General features: G+C 51.5%; 14 protein-coding genes. 2 read left to right on the top strand and 12 right to left on the bottom strand.

The genetic code is table 11. The features are described from left to right. Nucleotides 1–33 precede the first annotated feature (33 nt). A complete protein-coding gene (locus tag M2298_RS15880) occupies nucleotides 34–720 on the top strand; it encodes a class I SAM-dependent methyltransferase (RefSeq protein ID WP_280648717.1) in 687 nt (228 codons plus the stop codon). 62 nt (nucleotides 721–782) lie between these two features. Here the strand turns inward: M2298_RS15880 and M2298_RS15875 are convergent, their stop codons facing one another. From M2298_RS15875 to M2298_RS15865, 3 genes are all read right to left on the bottom strand, one after another. Beyond that, complete coding sequence (locus M2298_RS15875) at nucleotides 783–2,204, bottom strand: hypothetical protein (RefSeq protein ID WP_122963877.1); 1,422 nt, start codon at nucleotides 2,202–2,204, stop codon at nucleotides 783–785. 331 nt (nucleotides 2,205–2,535) lie between these two features. Next, entirely contained in the window at nucleotides 2,536–3,489 is a 954-nt protein-coding gene (locus M2298_RS15870; RefSeq protein ID WP_122963876.1) for a methyl-accepting chemotaxis protein, read from the bottom strand. Between the two features lie 24 nt (nucleotides 3,490–3,513). Continuing rightward, on the bottom strand, nucleotides 3,514–4,269 hold the full coding sequence (locus M2298_RS15865) for a hypothetical protein (protein ID WP_173596825.1): 756 nt from the start codon (nucleotides 4,267–4,269) through the stop codon (nucleotides 3,514–3,516). 86 nt (nucleotides 4,270–4,355) lie between these two features. Here M2298_RS15865 and M2298_RS15860 point away from each other — a divergent pair, with 86 nt between their 5' ends. Beyond that, nucleotides 4,356–5,774, top strand: coding sequence for an RsmF rRNA methyltransferase first C-terminal domain-containing protein (locus M2298_RS15860; RefSeq protein ID WP_280648716.1), 1,419 nt, complete (start codon nucleotides 4,356–4,358; stop codon nucleotides 5,772–5,774). A gap of 243 nt (nucleotides 5,775–6,017) precedes the next feature. Here the strand turns inward: M2298_RS15860 and M2298_RS15855 are convergent, their stop codons facing one another. From M2298_RS15855 to M2298_RS15815, 9 genes are all read right to left on the bottom strand, one after another. Further along, on the bottom strand, nucleotides 6,018–6,797 hold the full coding sequence (locus M2298_RS15855) for a PD-(D/E)XK nuclease domain-containing protein (protein WP_242774845.1): 780 nt from the start codon (nucleotides 6,795–6,797) through the stop codon (nucleotides 6,018–6,020). Nucleotides 6,798–6,835: 38 nt separating this feature from the next. Continuing rightward, the gene (locus M2298_RS15850) at nucleotides 6,836–8,038 is read right to left on the bottom strand and encodes an ATP-binding protein (protein WP_280648715.1); all 1,203 of its coding nucleotides are present in this window, start codon (nucleotides 8,036–8,038) and stop codon (nucleotides 6,836–6,838) included. Between the two features lie 365 nt (nucleotides 8,039–8,403). Continuing rightward, nucleotides 8,404–8,652, bottom strand: coding sequence for a hypothetical protein (locus tag M2298_RS15845; protein ID WP_217365125.1), 249 nt, complete (start codon nucleotides 8,650–8,652; stop codon nucleotides 8,404–8,406). Nucleotides 8,653–8,859: 207 nt separating this feature from the next. Continuing rightward, nucleotides 8,860–10,506 carry a peptide ABC transporter substrate-binding protein gene (locus M2298_RS15840; protein WP_173596821.1) on the bottom strand — a complete coding sequence of 549 codons (1,647 nt, stop codon included), beginning with the start codon at nucleotides 10,504–10,506 and terminating at the stop codon, nucleotides 8,860–8,862. 30 nt (nucleotides 10,507–10,536) lie between these two features. After that, entirely contained in the window at nucleotides 10,537–11,490 is a 954-nt protein-coding gene (locus tag M2298_RS15835) for an ABC transporter ATP-binding protein (protein ID WP_173596820.1), read from the bottom strand. Then, nucleotides 11,483–12,505, bottom strand: a complete 1,023-nt coding sequence (locus M2298_RS15830) for an ABC transporter ATP-binding protein (RefSeq protein ID WP_242774842.1) — start codon at nucleotides 12,503–12,505, stop codon at nucleotides 11,483–11,485. Before M2298_RS15830 ends, M2298_RS15835 begins: the two co-directional genes overlap by 8 nt. A 14-nt stretch (nucleotides 12,506–12,519) precedes the next feature. After that, a complete protein-coding gene (locus M2298_RS15825) occupies nucleotides 12,520–13,470 on the bottom strand; it encodes an ABC transporter permease (RefSeq protein ID WP_280648714.1) in 951 nt (316 codons plus the stop codon). 4 nt (nucleotides 13,471–13,474) lie between these two features. Continuing rightward, nucleotides 13,475–14,407, bottom strand: a complete 933-nt coding sequence (locus M2298_RS15820) for an ABC transporter permease (RefSeq protein ID WP_122963868.1) — start codon at nucleotides 14,405–14,407, stop codon at nucleotides 13,475–13,477. Nucleotides 14,408–14,650: 243 nt separating this feature from the next. Next, nucleotides 14,651–16,129 (bottom strand): DEAD/DEAH box helicase, encoded by a 1,479-nt coding sequence (locus M2298_RS15815; RefSeq protein WP_122963867.1) that lies wholly within the window; start codon nucleotides 16,127–16,129, stop codon nucleotides 14,651–14,653. Nucleotides 16,130–16,132 lie beyond the last annotated feature (3 nt).

The following is a 16,132-nucleotide window of genomic DNA, read 5'->3' as shown; positions in this document are numbered from 1 at the left end:
GCCAGTTCACACTTTCATTAGGAGGTGGAAGAGTTGTCAGGTCAATGGAGCAAAGAAGCTGCCAGACAATGGGATGAGTTTGCCGCCGACTGGCACAAAAGAAGCGAGCAGATGTGGGAAAAAGGAAGCCGCAGCACGATTCTCCCGTTTTTACAGCGACATGTGTCGGCAGAACAAGGGCCGATTCTGGATGCAGGCTGCGGAGATGGCTACGCAAGCTGCAAGCTGGCCGAGTACGGATATCAGGTCCAAGGGGTCGACATTGCCGGGGAAATGATTCGTCTCGCCCAAAGCAGGCAAACCGCTTTCCCGGAAAATGTCCGCTTCCAGACAGCAGATATCAGCAAGCTTCCCTTTGCAGACGGCACGTTTGCAGCAGTCATGTCCATCAATGTCGTCGAATTTGCGCCCGCTCCCTTGCAAGCTTTGCTGGAGCTGCATCGCGTCCTCGCTCCAGGCGGGATTCTCATCCTCGGTATTTTAGGCCCGACAGCAGGCCCGCGCGCCCATAGCTATCGGCGGCTGTACGAAGAAAATACGATTCAAAATACGATGATGCCGTGGGAAGCCAAGCAGCTTGCGGCCGAAAACGGCTTTGTGCTGCTTGCGGAGGAGCCTGTGTACAAGGAAGGCATTACTCCGGATATCGTCGGGCGCTTGAGCGTGGAGCTGCGAGAAGCTGTCAGTTTTCTGACTTTGTTTGCCCTTCAGAAGCAATAGGCAGGATTCCATAGCAAAAGGCTGCGGGAGCTAACTCTCCTACAGCCTTTTTTTGCCGTGTCTTACTGGGAATACGCGATGTTGTTTTTTTGCATCCATACTTGCTTGCTCGCGATCAGCTGAGCGATGGTTGGTTCCTCCATGCCATGAAGCTGTTGATACAAGCGCTGGGTTTCTACCAAGTCGTTGTAAGTCAAAGTCGGATAGTCCCTCCTTCCGAAAGTTCCGTTCGGGAAGTAGGCATAGTGCAAGTCGCCGTTGGGAAGAATCCATTTGCTTCCCAGGTTAATGACCCCTGTCAGCATGACATCAGCCAAATCTTTGTCTGTCGGATTGCCGAATTGCTGGTAGCTGCTGTACAAGTAATTGATTTCCGCCAGCTGATGGTTGAGCGACACATGTGTCTGAATGCCAGGCTTGGCCGGATGGGCATAATCGGCCACGAGCCAGCCTTCCGTTACGCCTGCTGCGGAATAATGATGTTCAGCCGCGTATTTATGGAAATACGCGCTATATTTTTGCGCCGCCTGGCAAAATTGTTCTTCGTTGTATTTCTGGCAGCCCCGCAGCATCAATTCGGCTGCCCCTGTGTTAAACCGCGTGTCAAAAAAGCCTTCGGGAATCCCGTAATCGTCGCTCAGCCATTGGGAAAGAGGCAGCGTCTTCCAATCTCCCTCCGGCTCCTGCTGCAGCATGCTCGCCTTCAACATGACGTATGCCATGTTTTCTCCCGCTCTGGCACCGCCCGTGTACAAAAAGGAGCGCAATACATAATTTTCTGGAATCCGCCAATAAGAAGTATCCGAAGTCGGTACATAGGTGGACGGACTTTTATAGTAATAGCCGTCCTGCAACCATTTCGCATTTTGCGAAACATCGAGTGCGAGCCAAATTTTGTCATAATGTTTCTCGCCCCACGGCACGAGCGGTTCCCTGGAGTCAAGCGCCCACATCTCGCTTGTATACCCCGCCCTGATCGGCAGCTTGATTTCCAGCTCGACCCCTTTTGCCTTCTGTTTGACTTCAACTGGCAGGGCAAGCTCGATATGTTCCTGGATCGTGCCCTGGCCTAAGTGGGCATATACTGTCGGCATTCCCAGCCAAATATACCGCCCTTCTGTTTCCACGAATCCGGCAGCCAATGGCAGCTCTTTTACCTGATCGAGCGAAACGGATTGCCAATATGGCTGTTTATCCTCCGTGTAGGCTCGATAGCGAAACAGCATGTTCTGGCTGTTGCCCTGGATCGGAACGGTAATCACGTGCGGCTGCTTATCTTGCTTGCCCGTGATCTGCTGGCTCCAATACACTTCGCCCTCGCCGAAGACAAACTCCCGCGTGGAAAGAGTACCGCCATTTACTTTGCTCGTTGTTGCTTTTTCAGCAGGCTTTTGCCAAAACTGCGCCGTAGCCGAACCGTAAAGAAACGAAGATACGGCAATCGTCACCATCAATAGAGTCAAGAAGCTCAATTTTTTAACCATCTCATCCTCCTGTTTGAAAAAAACTCCTCCATTTCATACTTGCGAATCAAACATTTCTTGTATCAGCTTGAAAATGATACCATCTAACGCGAAAGGACTCCCACGATGTCGCGTCACACAGACTCAACAACAGCCGTCCTGAGCAACTCGATCAAGTTCCGACTGGCGCTTACCCTATTCCCGCAAGCCAGCGCCCAACCATATCCGCCTATCACGAATGGCTGCCAAGCTGGATCGGCTCGGCGTACACTGCCAGGTGTTTTTTTCCATAAAAAAAATCCCTCACCTTTAAAGACTGTGGTGAGGGACTTTTCGTTTCTAAAAAAATGAATTAGGACAATACTTTTTTGAGTTCCTTCAAACTTGCCTGCAAAAGATGATCGACCACACCCGCTTCTTTGACGTGCCCGATCAAATCGTCGTTCAAGCCGTCCAGCAAGTCCCGCGCTTCATTGACCTGGCCGGAAACCTCATCGGCAAAGCGTTTTTGCTGCTGGATGATCTGCATCACGCCTGCCACTTCGCCGTTGACTTCGTGGAAAGCACGCGCGATGCCCTCCATTTTCTCCGATGCTTCCTTGCTGATGGACAGTCCGCTTTTGATCGCGTTGCCGCTCTTCTCGCTGTTGGCGAGCGCTTCCTTCGTCTCTTCCTGGATTTTGCCGATCAAATCAGCGATCGTCTTGGTCGAATTGGCCGTCATTTCCGCCAGCTTGCGCACCTCATCCGCTACTACGGCAAAGCCGCGGCCTTGTTCACCCGCACGCGCCGCCTCGATGGCTGCGTTGAGCGCGAGCAAATTCGTCTGGTTGGCGATGTCGCTGATCACTTTGACGATGCTGGTAATTTCCGAAGAACGTTCTTCGAGACGGCTCATGGAGCGGGATGTGTTCGTCGATTCCTTTTCCAGCTGGCTCATGACATCTACGACTTCTGTCATCGCCTTTTTGCCCGCATCGGAACGCTCTACGGACTCTTTGCAGATAGCCGTCAACCGCTCGCCACGAATGGAGAGCTGGTTGGCGGATTCATCGTCTTTTTCGTTGATGGCCTGAATTTTTTCTACGACGTTTTTCATTTGTGTCGCCAGACGGGCAAGCCCATCATGCTGGGCATTTACTTCATTGTGCTGCGAAATGATGGCGCCCATCTGCTCGTATAACCCGCGAAGTTCCTTTTTCCACGTGTCTGCCTGGTGTGCTGCGCTCTCTTTTGTCACGGTTGTCACTGCTGCCGCTGCTGCTGTTTCTTTTTCCGCAAGTCCTTTGTCCTTTTTCCAAAACATCCGCTTTCCCTCTCCTTTTTCGCTTTACATGTCTTTTCGCCGAGAATACGCGCGGGATTCGATGATCCCGGGGTGCTGCTTGGCGAGACTCAGCAAATTCTCCAAGAAATAGTAATGTCCCTCCAACAACTCCACGTCTTTGCGCTCAAATTGCTTGACCTGCAAATACTGTTGCATTTCCAGGGCATAGCGCTCCAATCTATCGTGAAAATCGTTGGCTCGAAGCATCTGATCCACTTCTGGATATTCTGTTTTTAACCGGCTGATTTCGCTGTACACTTTGCCGCCCTCCAAAATCATCTGGTAGGCCGTGCGCTCCAGCGAAGCAGCCGTAGCTGCCTCCTGCTCCTCACGCTCCTCGCGCAAAGCGGACAAGTACGTGATAAAATGGTAGACAGTCAAAAACAAAGGCCCTAAAAATAGAATGATCCCTGCCTTGTACACATGCTGATTGGACAAGTTGCTGATGAGCAGGAACAGGTGAAACAAGATCGCCCCCAACCATACATAGATGATGATCTGGTGATTGATCTTCCCTGCCTTTTGATGGCGGGAAAAGGCAAAGGTAAGCCCGAGCAGGTAAAAGGCGAGCAAAGTAAAGCTGGCCGAAAACAAAGCCATCTCCATATCCACAAGCCAATCTGCATCGGCGGGAATTTCGATGAAGAATTCAAAAGCGAGCACCAGCAGTGAGAAAAGCAACCCCATGATCCAAAACCGGCTGACTTCCGAGTCGTTCCTCCGCCGGGAGCGGTAGCGTTCTGCACGGGATCCCTTCATAAAAGCTCTCACCTCATTTTCTATGATTCGCCATGATTCTAGCTTTTCCTTTTACTTGCGGCCAAAATCTGACAACGGAGGCATTTATGACACAAAATCTACCCGGACTCTTCACAGAACGTATGAAAAGCCTGCTGAACCAGGAGTTCGCAGCGTTCCTCGCATCCTACGACCAACCTGTTACGCACGGATTGCGGGTCAATCCGCTCAAAGTCGCGCGCGAGCAGTTTCTGTCCCGCTCGCCTTTTGCTTTGGAGCCGATACCCTGGTGTGTGAACGGGTTTCGCTACCAAGACCAGGAGCGTCCCGGAAAACATCCGTATCACGCCGCTGGGTTGTATTACTTGCAAGAGCCAAGCGCGATGTCTGCGGTCGAAGCGCTGGACGCCCAGCCAGGGGAACGCATTCTCGACCTGTGCGCCGCTCCGGGAGGCAAGTCGACGCAGCTCGCTGCGGGCCTGAACGGTCAGGGCTTGCTCGTTGCCAACGAAATCCATCCGGTTCGCGTCAAGGCTTTGGCGGAAAACCTGGAGCGCTGCGGCGTCAAAAATGCGGTTGTGACCAACGAGACACCGGAAAAATTGCAAGAGCGCTTCCCGCAGTTTTTCGACAAAATTCTCGTGGACGCACCGTGCTCGGGCGAAGGCATGTTCCGCAAGCTGCCGGAAGCCATCGAAGACTGGTCGCCCGACAAAGTGACAGAATGCCACCTCATGCAGCAAGACATTCTCGACGCTGCCAGTGCTATGCTCAAGCCCGGGGGAACACTGGTCTACTCGACGTGCACGTTCGCGCCGCTGGAAAATGAGCAGTCTCTCGTCGATTTCCTGACCCGTCACCCGGAATTTACGGTCGTGGAGCTGCCTGAGCCAGGATGGTTTGCACCGGGGCAACCCGACTGGGCCAATCCTCGCTGCGAGCCGCTCGGCAAGACAGCGCGCTTGTGGCCGCACCTTTTGCAAGGGGAAGGTCATTACCTCGCCAAGCTGCAAAAAAGCCGCGATGCCGACTCCAGCGAGCTACCAGAAAAGCGCAAGGACAAACGCGCGGCAAAAGCCAAAGCCGCTCCCGCCGGACGCAAGGAAGCGCTCTTGGCCTGGCGCGCTTTTGCCGAGGAAGCGATGCCCGAGCTTCTCGCCGAGTTTGCGGACGAGTCCGCATTTCTTTTGTTTGGCGAACAGCTTTACTACTCGCCGCTGCCTGGCTTTGATTGGGACAAGCTGAAGGTCGCACGCGTCGGACTCCACCTCGGCACCGTGAAAAAAAATCGGCTGGAGCCAGCCCATGCGCTCGCGCTCGCCAGCACACCCGCACAGGCAGCCCGCGTAGCCTCCTACGCTTCGGACGATCCGCAAGTCGTGCGCTATTTGAAAGGCGAAGCCCTCGCAAGAGACGGAGCAAACGGCTGGACACTTGTCACCGTCGACGGCTTTTCGCTCGGCTGGGGCAAACAGTCCGAGGGGCAGTTGAAAAATCATTATCCGAAAGGACTGCGGTGGCTGTAGCCAGCACTGTCATCATTACACTGGCACAATCAAGTCTGAATCTTGATTACACAAAAAATGACCACCCTTATGCATGCAGAGCACGGGCAGTCATTTGCTGCAACCTATTGAACCGAACCTTTCGGAAACGACCGTCTTCATGTACTGAGGCCAAGCTGCGTGCACAGCTCTGGCCTCTTTTTAATTTGTCCACACACCGTCTTTGTACTGCGAAAGAGTGCGTAAACACGCTGGAGGATCTTTTTAAATAGTAATGGGCTGGATAACAACCGTTTCGATTTGCTTTTCGTGTGTATCCAGCGATTTCCTATATGTGTTGCAGAAAGCATCGACATTTGCTATTACTCCATGCTTATCGTAAATAAAGAAGTAAATGTACTTTTCTTGATAATGAAAAGCATCCGATCCGATTTGCTCGGTTAGCTCACGTTCTTGCATCGATGGCCGGGAGCATTTGACTTCGATAACCGTTTCGTATGCATCAAAAAAAATATCATAGCGATAACTTTTATATCCACCATCCCCGTAGATTTCAACTCTTGCATCAGGGAAAATCGGGCGGATTAATGAATAAAGCATACGTTGCACATCGTACTCATTCCCGAGAACAATCTTCTGTAAGTCCGCTTTTGTCAATGTCCCTCTGCCATGCACAGGCTTTTGATACATTTCCTGAATATGCTTATAAAAATTGGCAAGGATTCTCCGAATAATGATGTGAAAATGCTCCACGTCAATTTCATCTCGGGTTCCATTAGGTTCGAATAAACCTTTATTTATATCACGAATCAAGCTTTCAAGATAAGATACTCCAAGTAGATGGGAATCCCTCTTCATTGACCCAAAGACGCTTATTGCAAAAGACTGTCCGATTGTCTGATCAGAAAATAAGCGTTCTAAACCTCTGGCGGTGGTCGTTTTCCAAGAAGAAAATTGTTCCTCCAGAGTTAATTTCCGCCCTTCGTCTATCAGCTCTTGTATTGCTCTAATGGCATCAGCTTTACTTTGAATTAACTTAGTCAAGATGATCCCCCTCTTGAATAAACCTGTGCTTGCTACGTTCAGTTAAGCCTTCCCCAGCGCAAATAGAAAAGGAAAAGAGGCTCTAGTATATAAACCTCGTCGTCTTTATATTCAAATACTTGATACATTGGTTCACTGGTTTGCATGATTGACTGTACTTGACCAATTGTCGTTTTGATTTTTAATCGATCCGGTTTATCTGTATCACTTACCAATGCATCCATTCTTCTTTTCATTTCATCGATAAAAAGACTTACCTTCGGCGGATCAACACTTAATGCCTTTAAAAGCAATTCGTAAATATCAACTTGATTACCACTGTTAATGGTGTACGTTTTCCGCTTTTGTCCTCTCGGATTGGGGCCATTTTTGAGCTTTCTAGCAACTTCTCTGTAAGAAAGAAGGTTCAAAGAAGTCATCTCATATGCTTTTTTCAGCATGGATGAATCGAGTTTGGGGTTATCTTTGTTGTCTATATCAAGTAACAGGGAGAGATTTAGGCAAATGGATTGCATGAGCTGTGGTGAAGACAAACTTTCCTGAGCCATGTTATTCGCTAAAGTAGAATTTATATTTAGCCCAAGTTTACCAAATCCAGTTACGGCGATTTCTCGCAATTCCTTCGTATTCCAAGGTTCAATATTAATCAAATTCAATCTACCGCTCAAATCTGAGTTTTTTCTAATCGCGTCATCAGATCGATGCGGCAAGGAAATGACCACTGTCTTGAAATATTTGCGTATGGCGTCTTTTAGCTGATAAGCTATTTCCATTTGCATATTTGGGGAAGCGTAATGAAAATCATCTAAAACCAGCACCCAATCATTTTCGAGAAAATATTGAATGACTTTTTCTTTATTTGAATGATACTTTTCTGTTATTGAAGATGCTACACCCTCTCTAGTACCAGCGATCCCCTGTCCTTGTATCGTCCTTTGCTCAGTTTGGTCACTCTCAAGTGGCAATCCAACTCTTTTTGCAATTGTTACCCAAAAGTCTTCGGATTCCTTGAAATCACTTCCTGAAAAATCCTTCATTTTATCAATACCTATTACTTTTTCACACAATACGGTTTTACCCGTCTTCGAAGGACCGACAATTGAGGTAAGAAAGCCAACTGTGTTTAAAGATTGGTTTAATCGAAATTCATAGGAAATATCAAATTCGGACGATTGCCGAGAAATATACGTATATTTAGGGAAAGCACCCGGAATAAATACTTCATTTGCTTTTAATTTCATGTAATCACCCCTGAATTATCTAAAATATTCCATTATATGAGTGTAAATTATTCCCTCCTCCTAATTATAAACCTTAAACTTTGTTAATTAAACACAAATGACATCCTTTTCAAGCAAATACCCCTAAAAGTAACTAAAAGTCATCTTAAACCACATGAAATTATACCGTATGTAACCTGAGCAAAATAAAAAACAGCCCATTTCCGAGGGCATGTGGAGGCAAGCACGATTGACATTCATATGAGATACTTACTGGCATGCTCTTACAAGCTGCTGGACACCATTTGCTTTCAGCACAATAAAGCCCGCACGCTCACATGCTTTTACGCATGTTGCCGCGTGCGGGCTTTTCGTCCATCTCCGGTTCAGTCAAAACGCCGTCCTCTGCGCGACTGATTGTCCACGACGGTCAGGGAGCCATTTTTGATGTAGCGCAATATTTTCGAGACGGAGATGCCCGTCGCGTTGGCAATTTGCATCGCATTCGAATTGGGATAACTCCGCACGTAATTGCGAATCATCCGATAGTCTTCCATTTCGTTTTGACCACAGACGTGACAGCTATATTCGTTCGGATTCATTTTGCTTCCGCATTTGAAACACGTATCCATCATCACTCGTTCTCCTCACGCCCTCTACGATCCATTGCTTTCTCGCACACGGTTCTATCTACCTATATATTACCCTCATTCTACTAGGAGGAAAACACTATTTCACAACATTGCCTTATCTCTGCTTGTCTGTTCCATAGGAAAAAGGAGCCTCCCTGACTTGAGAGGCTCCCCTTGTTTTCTTGCGTGTCCCGGGCCAGCGGGCACGATTTATTCGGCTACCTTTTTCGCCTGGCGGAAATCTGGCTCCCGCGTCACGCTGTACTGGATTCCTTCGATTTTTTTGCTGTTCAAGTAGTTTTGTGTATAGAAGTAGACCGGAATGATCGGCAATTCTGCCATCAATACATCTTCTGCTTCATGCAAAAGTTTGTTGCGTTTTTCCTGATCCTGTTCCACTCTCGCCTGTTCGATCAGCTGGTCGTACTTCGCATTTTCCCATTTGGTGAAGTTGCTGGAGCTTTTGCTTGTGTACAGTTCCAGCACAGCCAGCGGGTCCAGATACGATCCGGTCCAGCCCATGCGCGCGATTTGGAAGTTCATTTGTTTGTACGTATCGATGTAAGTCTTCCACTCCTGGTGCTCCAGCTTGATTTCTACGCCCAGGTTTTTGCGGAACATTTCTTGCAGAGCTTCTGCTACTTTTTTATGCGTCTCTCCTGTGCTGTATTTCAACGTAACGGCAGGGAGCGTCGACCAGCCTTGCTCCTTCATGCCTTCTTCCAGCAGCTTTTTCGCTTCGGCTGGATCGTTGCTGTAATAAGGCGCTACTTCATCGCGGAAGTCTTTGCCGGATGGCGTGGTCACGCCGTAAGCGACGTAGCCGTAGGCCGCTTTCTGATCGCCTTTGGTGATGTTATTGGTGATCGCCTCGCGGTCAATTGCCATTGTGAATGCCCGTCTGATTTTCGCGTTGTTGAACGGCTCTGCGGAAGTGTTGAACGTGTATGTATACACGCCAAAGTCAGCGACTGCCTTGTACTCATCCTTGCCTTTTTCCTGTTCGATCACATCGGTTGGCAACGTATCGATCAGATCAAGCTTGCCTGTCTTGTACATTTGATAAGCGGTCGTGGCATCGTTGACCATTTTAAAATGCACGGTTTCCATCGTCACGGCATCTTTTTCCCAATACTGGTCGTTTTTCGCCAGCGTCAGTTCGTTGTTGTGCTCCCAGGCGCCAACTTTGTATGCGCCGTTTGTCACGATGCTTTTCGCTTCTCCTGCCCAGTTTTTGTCCGCTTGCACGACTTTCGGGTTCACAGGCAAGTACGGGCGGCCAATCGCCACTTTCGGGAAGAAACTTGCCGGATTTTTCAGGCCGACGACGAGCGTATATTCATCCGGCGTCGAGATTTTCACCTTGTCCAGCGGGCCTTTTCCTGTGTTGTACTCCTCGGCGCCTTCGATGTAGTACAGGGCAGAAGGCTCATATGCCGCTGTTTGCGGGTCCAGTACCCGCTTCCAGGCAAATTCGAAATCTTTGGCGGTCAACGCATCGCCGTTGGACCATTTCAAGCCTTTGCGAATGTGAAAAGTGTACGTCTTTCCGTCCGGGGAAATCTCGATTTTTTCGGCTGCGCCTTCCACCAGTTCTCCCTTGTCGTTATAGCGATACAGCCCTTCGTACAGATGGTCGATCACCCAGTACGAAGTCGAGTCGGAAGCGAACGCCGGGTCGAGCGTGTACGGCTCTCCTTTGAGGTTGGCGGTCACTTCTTGCTTGATGGCGGCCGCTTGCGTAGTCGTTTGGCCTGTCTTTGTATCCGAAGCTGCTGGCGTGTCCTTACTGCACGCGGCCAACCCTGGAACAACCAGCATCAGCAAAGCAGCAGCGGTAAGTAGTTTCTTTTTCATGTCTCTTTCCTCCGTATGTTTCTCTCTCAATTACTCGTATAAAAAGCAGGCTACCCAGTGCTTGGCCTCCACCTCCCTCCAGGTTGGCGCGATTTGTTTGCAAATGCCCATAGCCTGCGGGCATCTCGTCTGAAACGGGCAGCCTGTTGGCGGATTGATCGGGCTTGGCGGTTCGCCGATGACAATGCGTTCGCGTTCTGCACGATGCTTCGGATGAGATACCGGCATTGTAGACAGCAGCACTTGCGTATACGGATGCAGCGGCTTGGCAAAAAGGTCATCGCTTTCAGCCAGCTCCATCATGCGGCCCAAATACATCACGCCGATCCGGTCGCTGATGTATTTGACCATAGCCAGATCGTGGGCGATGAACAAATACGTCAGTTGGCTTTCCGCTTGCAAATCGGCCAGCAAATTCACCACTTGCGCCTGAATCGAGACGTCCAGGGCGGAAATCGGCTCATCCGCCACGATGAAGCTGGGCTGCACAGCGAGCGCCCGGGCAATTCCGATCCGCTGCCGCTGTCCGCCGCTAAATTCGTGCGGATACCGCTTCGCATGGTCCGGGTGCAAGCCGACTTTTTCCAGCAACTGGTGCACCCGCTCCGCTTTCTCGCGGCCTTTTGCCAAGCCGTGGGCCTCGATTCCTTCCGCGATGATCTCGCCTACTCGCAAGCGCGGATTGAGCGAAGATTGCGGGTCTTGAAAAATGAGCTGCATCTGGCGATTGATCTCGCGCTTTTGCCTGCCGCGTGCCGTAGCCAGATCGGTTCCCGCAAAGCTGACCGAGCCGCTCGTCGGCGGGTACAGGCCGACTATGGTCCGGCCGAGCGTCGACTTGCCGCTGCCGCTCTCGCCGACCAGTCCGAGCGTCTCCCCTTTGCGGATCGAAAACGAGATGTCGTCTACGGACTTGACCTGTCTGCCGTTGCCGATCGAATAATATTTGCGCAGTTCGTTTACCTGTACCAATATGTCAGACATGCTGCTCCCTCCCTGCACTCACCAGTTCCTCCACGCGGTGCGCACGCCGATCGTGCAGCCAGCATTTGGCCTGATGCTGCGCTGAAAACGCCGTGCTTTTCGGCATGTACTGCGCGCACACTTCCATCGCGTGATCGCATCTGGCGGCAAACGGGCAGCCCGCAGGCGGCGCAAACAGATCGGGCGGTGCGCCCTGGATCGGAATGAGCCGTTCCTCGCTCGGCTGATCCAGGCGCGGCACCGATTGCAGCAGCCCTTTTGTGTACGGATGCTGCGGGTTGTCGAATATTTCCTCTACTGGCCCTTGCTCGACGATGATCCCGGCGTACATGACCGCCATCTGATCGGCCACTTCCGCCACTACGCCCAAGTCGTGCGTGATCATGATGATCGACGTGCCTTTTGTGCGCTGCAAATCGTTCAGCAGAGCCAAAATCTGCGCCTGGATCGTCACGTCCAGAGCGGTCGTCGGCTCATCCGCAATGATCAGCTCAGGGTCGCAGGCCAAGGCTATGGCGATCACGATCCGCTGTCTCATCCCTCCGCTGCATTCGTGAGGATACTGCTCGTACCGTCGGGCAGGCTCCGGGATGCCGACCGCCGCCAGCAGCTCGATCGCCTTTTCGCGCGCCTGCTTTTTGGCCAGCTTTTGATGCTTGATCAGCACTTCCGCGATTTGCGTCCCGATCTTCATCGTCGGATTCAGCGAAGTCATCGGGTCTTGAAAAATCATGCCGATTTGTGCTCCGCGCACTTGTTGCAGCTCTTTTTTCCCGAGACAGGACAGCTCTCTGCCCTGCAAACGCACGCTCCCTTTCTTCACGCGGCCCCGCGGCGCTTTCACCATGCCCAAAATCGCCCGCGCCGTCACACTTTTGCCGCAGCCGCTCTCCCCGACAATCGCCAGTGTCTCGCCTGGCCGCACGGCGAAGCTCACGCCGCGAACCGCCTGGATTTCCCCGCCATAAGCTCGGAAGGAGACATGCAAATCTTCCACTTCCAGCACATTCCTCATCTGTCGTTCCTCCTTCAAGCTTTGCCGCCCCTCGGGTTGAAGGCGTCCTGCAATCCGTCTCCGATCGCGTTAAAAGCAAACATCGTCAAGGAAATCATGACCCCCGGAAAAAACAGCCTCCACCATTGCCCGCTCAAAATCACGGCTAACCCATCGTTTGCCATCGTGCCCCAACTCGCGGTCGGAGCCTGCACGCCCAAGCCGAGAAAGCTGAGGAATGATTCGGCAAAAATGGCCTGCGGGATCGTAAAGGTCAAGTTGACGATAATGATCCCGGCGACGTTCGGAATCAGGTGCCGCCAAATGATTTTCGCGTGCGGCGTTCCCAGCTTTTCCGCCGCCAGCACGTACTCCTGGCCTTTTACCTGCAAAATTTGCCCGCGTACCAGCCGAGCCATCCCGACCCAGCCCGTGATCGACAACGCCGTAATAATCGTGGCCAGTCCAGGCTCCATAATGACCATCAGCAAAATCACGACCAACAGATACGGGATTCCGTACAAGATCTCGACCAGCCTCATCAGGAAATTGTCAATGCGATCGCCCCATTTGCCGCGACCCGCCATGTAACCCGACAACCCGCCGACCACTACGCCGATGACCAAGTCGATCAGGGCGGCAACGACTCCGATGAACAGGGAGATTCGCCCTCCCTCCCAGGTGCGCACCCACATGTCGCGGCCGAGGTCGTCCGTTCCAAACCAATGCTCGGCTGACAGCGGCAAATTGCCCGAGACGAGAGATTGCTCGCTGGCGGAGTAAGGAAGCATGCCCGGCCCAAAAGCGGACAAGATCACGATTGCCCCGAGCAAACAAAAGCCCAGAACCGCCAGCTTGTTGCGAAAAATTTTCTGGATGCTTTCCAGGCCGTAGCTCGCACTCGGCCGCATGGCGTTGTGACTGTCGAACCGGCTGCGATCAAGCGGGCGAAAAAGTTCATCTGGCACTTGTGATACTTCTGCCATCGCGCTATTCCCCTCCATTGGCTAATTTGATTCGCGGATCGACGAATCGGTACAAAATGTCGGTGACAAACAAGGTCAAAATCAGGACGGCACTGTAAAAGACAGAAGTTCCGAGAATAACCGGATAATCGCGATTGAAAATACTTTCCACGAAATATTTGCCGATGCCCGGGATCGCGAAAATCTTTTCGACGACAAATGTGCCCGTAATCAGGTTGGCAAACAGCGGGCCGATAAACGTAATGACCGGAAGAATCGCATTGCGGATACCGTGGCGGAACACGATGTGAAAAGTCGAAAGTCCTTTTGCCTCCGCCGTGCTCATGTAGTCCTGGTCAAACACCTCGATCATGCTAGTGCGGACAAAGCGGGCAATAATCGCCAGCGGCCCGATCGCCAGTGCAACGGACGGGAGCACGGAGTATTCCCAGCCGTCCCAGGACGCTACCGGAAGCAGCTCCCACTTCACCGCAAAATACTTGATCAGTAAAGGAGCCAGGATGAAGCTCGGAACCGAGATGCCGAGGATGGCAAAAAACATCGCCGCATAATCCATCAGGCGGTTGTGAAACAGGGCTGCAACGACTCCGAGCGCGATGCCCCCGGTCAGGGCGATCACCAGCGACTGCAAACCGAGTACGGCTGACGCTGGAAAGCCGCTTTGAATCAACGTCGTGACGTCCTGCGACTTTTGTTGAATCGAAGGGCCGAGATCGAGATGAATCAGTCCATTCATATACTGGACATACTGCTCAATCAGCGGTTTATCGAGGTGGTATCGCTCCCGCATGTTCTGCACCACCTCTTCCGGCAGCATGCGCGCTTCCGTCGCGAACGGATCACCGGGAATCAGGTGCATGATGACAAACGTCAATGTGGCGATGAGCCATAACGTTATGACCATCGACAGCGACCGCTTGAGCATGTATTTCCACATAATCGCTTCCTCCCCACTACAACTAATCAGATAAAAATAGTATGATTTAAATTGCGAACTTAGGTTAGAGTCTAATCGATAAAAAGATTTTATTCAACATTATTCCGATATGTTTTATCAGAATTAATATTTTTGCACTTTTGTTTTATGGTTCAAATAATTCCAACAATAACTCGCCATCGGACACACGCGAAAAAGGCCCAGCTCGCACGAAGCGAATCTGGACCTTTTTTTATGCTTGCATTACCCTCTGGACTTGCCCGAATCTTGACGGAACGGTCTTGCCCCTTTGGCAGAGCGGTTTGCTCCGCCTTTTCCCGCTTTTTTGGCATCTGCCGGCTTTGCCGATTTTCCTGCTTTTCTGGCAGCAATCGCTTCTGCCTTTTTGCGGTTTTTCTCATACTGCGTCTGAAGCTCGCCCAGCTCGCGCGCCAGCTTTTTCTTGTAGCCTGGCTTTACTTTCGCTTTTTTCTTCAAAGCTTCACGCACTGGAGCGAACTCTTTGTCTTTTTCCTTTTGCTGTTCTTTCGCCTGTTGGGCGCGCAGCTCGATGAAGTGGGCCTCACGCTCCTGCGCACGTTCGCGACGGCCTGCATCCAGATGGCGGCCTGGCTCCAGAATGCGCTCTTCAATCGACGCCTTCGTCGCTTTGGCAAAACGGCCCATCAAGTTTTTCTGGCGCGGGGAAATAAGCGAGATCGCTTTACCGCTCTGTCCCGCACGCCCTGTACGGCCTACGCGGTGAATGTAGCTGTCGACGTCGTTGGGCAAATCGTAGTTGATGACGTGCGTGATGCCCTCGACGTCCAGCCCGCGCGCCGCGATATCGGTGGCAACCAGGTACTGGAAGCGCATCTCGCGGAACTGTCTCATCAGCTGCTCGCGCTTGCTTTGCGACAAATCTCCGTACAGCGCTTGCGCGGACAGTCCGTTTTCCTGCAAACGAGCCGTGAGTTGCTGCACGCGGACTTGCGTGTTCGCGAACACAATCGTCAAAAACGGCTGTTCCTGCTCCACGACATCGACGAGCGCATCTGTTTTGTCGCTCTGGTTGACGACGTAGTAAAATTGCTCGATTTTCTCTACGGTCTTTTGCTTGCCCTCGATTTTAAGATGCGGCGGCTGCTTCATGAAGCGATGAGCGAGCCGCTTGACCAAATCGGGCATGGTTGCGGAGAAGAGCAGCACTTGACGCTGCGATGGCGTGTGGACGATCACTTGCTCGACATCCTCCAAAAAGCCCATCTCCATCATCTTGTCCGCTTCGTCCAAGACAAGCGTGGAAATCCGTCCGAAATGCAGCGAACCGCGCTTCATGTGATCGAGTACGCGGCCTGGCGTCCCGACGACCACATGTACCGTCGCTTTCAGCTTGCTCAGCTGTTTGTCAATATCCGCTCCGCCGTGCAAAGACAGCACATTCACATCGAGGTGCTTGCCCAGCTTCTCCACTTCTTTGGCAATCTGAATGGACAGCTCGCGCGTCGGGGTCAAAATCAGCGCTTGAATGTCGCGCTTTCCTTCCTCCAGACGGTTCAGGATCGGCAGCATGAACGCTGCTGTTTTTCCGGTTCCGGTCTGCGCTTGTCCAATCACATCTTTCCCTTCCAGAATCAGCGGAATCGCTTCCTCCTGGATCGGTGTCGGTTCTTTATAATACAGGTCTTGAATCCCTTGCATCAGCTCCGGTCGAAAGCCAAAAGACGCAAACGATTTTGCCATCAT

Source organism: Brevibacillus sp. 1238, assembly GCF_029892995.1.
GTDB lineage: Bacteria > Bacillota > Bacilli > Brevibacillales > Brevibacillaceae > Brevibacillus > Brevibacillus parabrevis.
This window is presented reverse-complemented; position numbering and strand designations above follow the sequence as displayed.

Excerpts from the sequence above, each read along its gene's own strand:
- M2298_RS15875 (WP_122963877.1), bottom strand. The coding sequence starts at position 2,204 with ATGGTTAAAAAATTGAGCTTCTTGACTCTATTGATGGTGACGATTGCC.
- M2298_RS15870 (WP_122963876.1), bottom strand. The coding sequence starts at position 3,489 with ATGTTTTGGAAAAAGGACAAAGGACTTGCGGAAAAAGAAACAGCAGCA.
- M2298_RS15865 (WP_173596825.1), bottom strand. The coding sequence starts at position 4,269 with ATGAAGGGATCCCGTGCAGAACGCTACCGCTCCCGGCGGAGGAACGAC.
- M2298_RS15860 (WP_280648716.1), top strand. The coding sequence starts at position 4,356 with ATGACACAAAATCTACCCGGACTCTTCACAGAACGTATGAAAAGCCTG.
- M2298_RS15850 (WP_280648715.1), bottom strand. The coding sequence starts at position 8,038 with ATGAAATTAAAAGCAAATGAAGTATTTATTCCGGGTGCTTTCCCTAAA.
- M2298_RS15845 (WP_217365125.1), bottom strand. The coding sequence starts at position 8,652 with ATGATGGATACGTGTTTCAAATGCGGAAGCAAAATGAATCCGAACGAA.
- M2298_RS15840 (WP_173596821.1), bottom strand. The coding sequence starts at position 10,506 with ATGAAAAAGAAACTACTTACCGCTGCTGCTTTGCTGATGCTGGTTGTT.
- M2298_RS15835 (WP_173596820.1), bottom strand. The coding sequence starts at position 11,490 with ATGTCTGACATATTGGTACAGGTAAACGAACTGCGCAAATATTATTCG.
- M2298_RS15830 (WP_242774842.1), bottom strand. The coding sequence starts at position 12,505 with ATGAGGAATGTGCTGGAAGTGGAAGATTTGCATGTCTCCTTCCGAGCT.
- M2298_RS15825 (WP_280648714.1), bottom strand. The coding sequence starts at position 13,470 with ATGGCAGAAGTATCACAAGTGCCAGATGAACTTTTTCGCCCGCTTGAT.
- M2298_RS15820 (WP_122963868.1), bottom strand. The coding sequence starts at position 14,407 with ATGTGGAAATACATGCTCAAGCGGTCGCTGTCGATGGTCATAACGTTA.
- M2298_RS15815 (WP_122963867.1), bottom strand. The coding sequence starts at position 16,129 with ATGGCAAAATCGTTTGCGTCTTTTGGCTTTCGACCGGAGCTGATGCAA.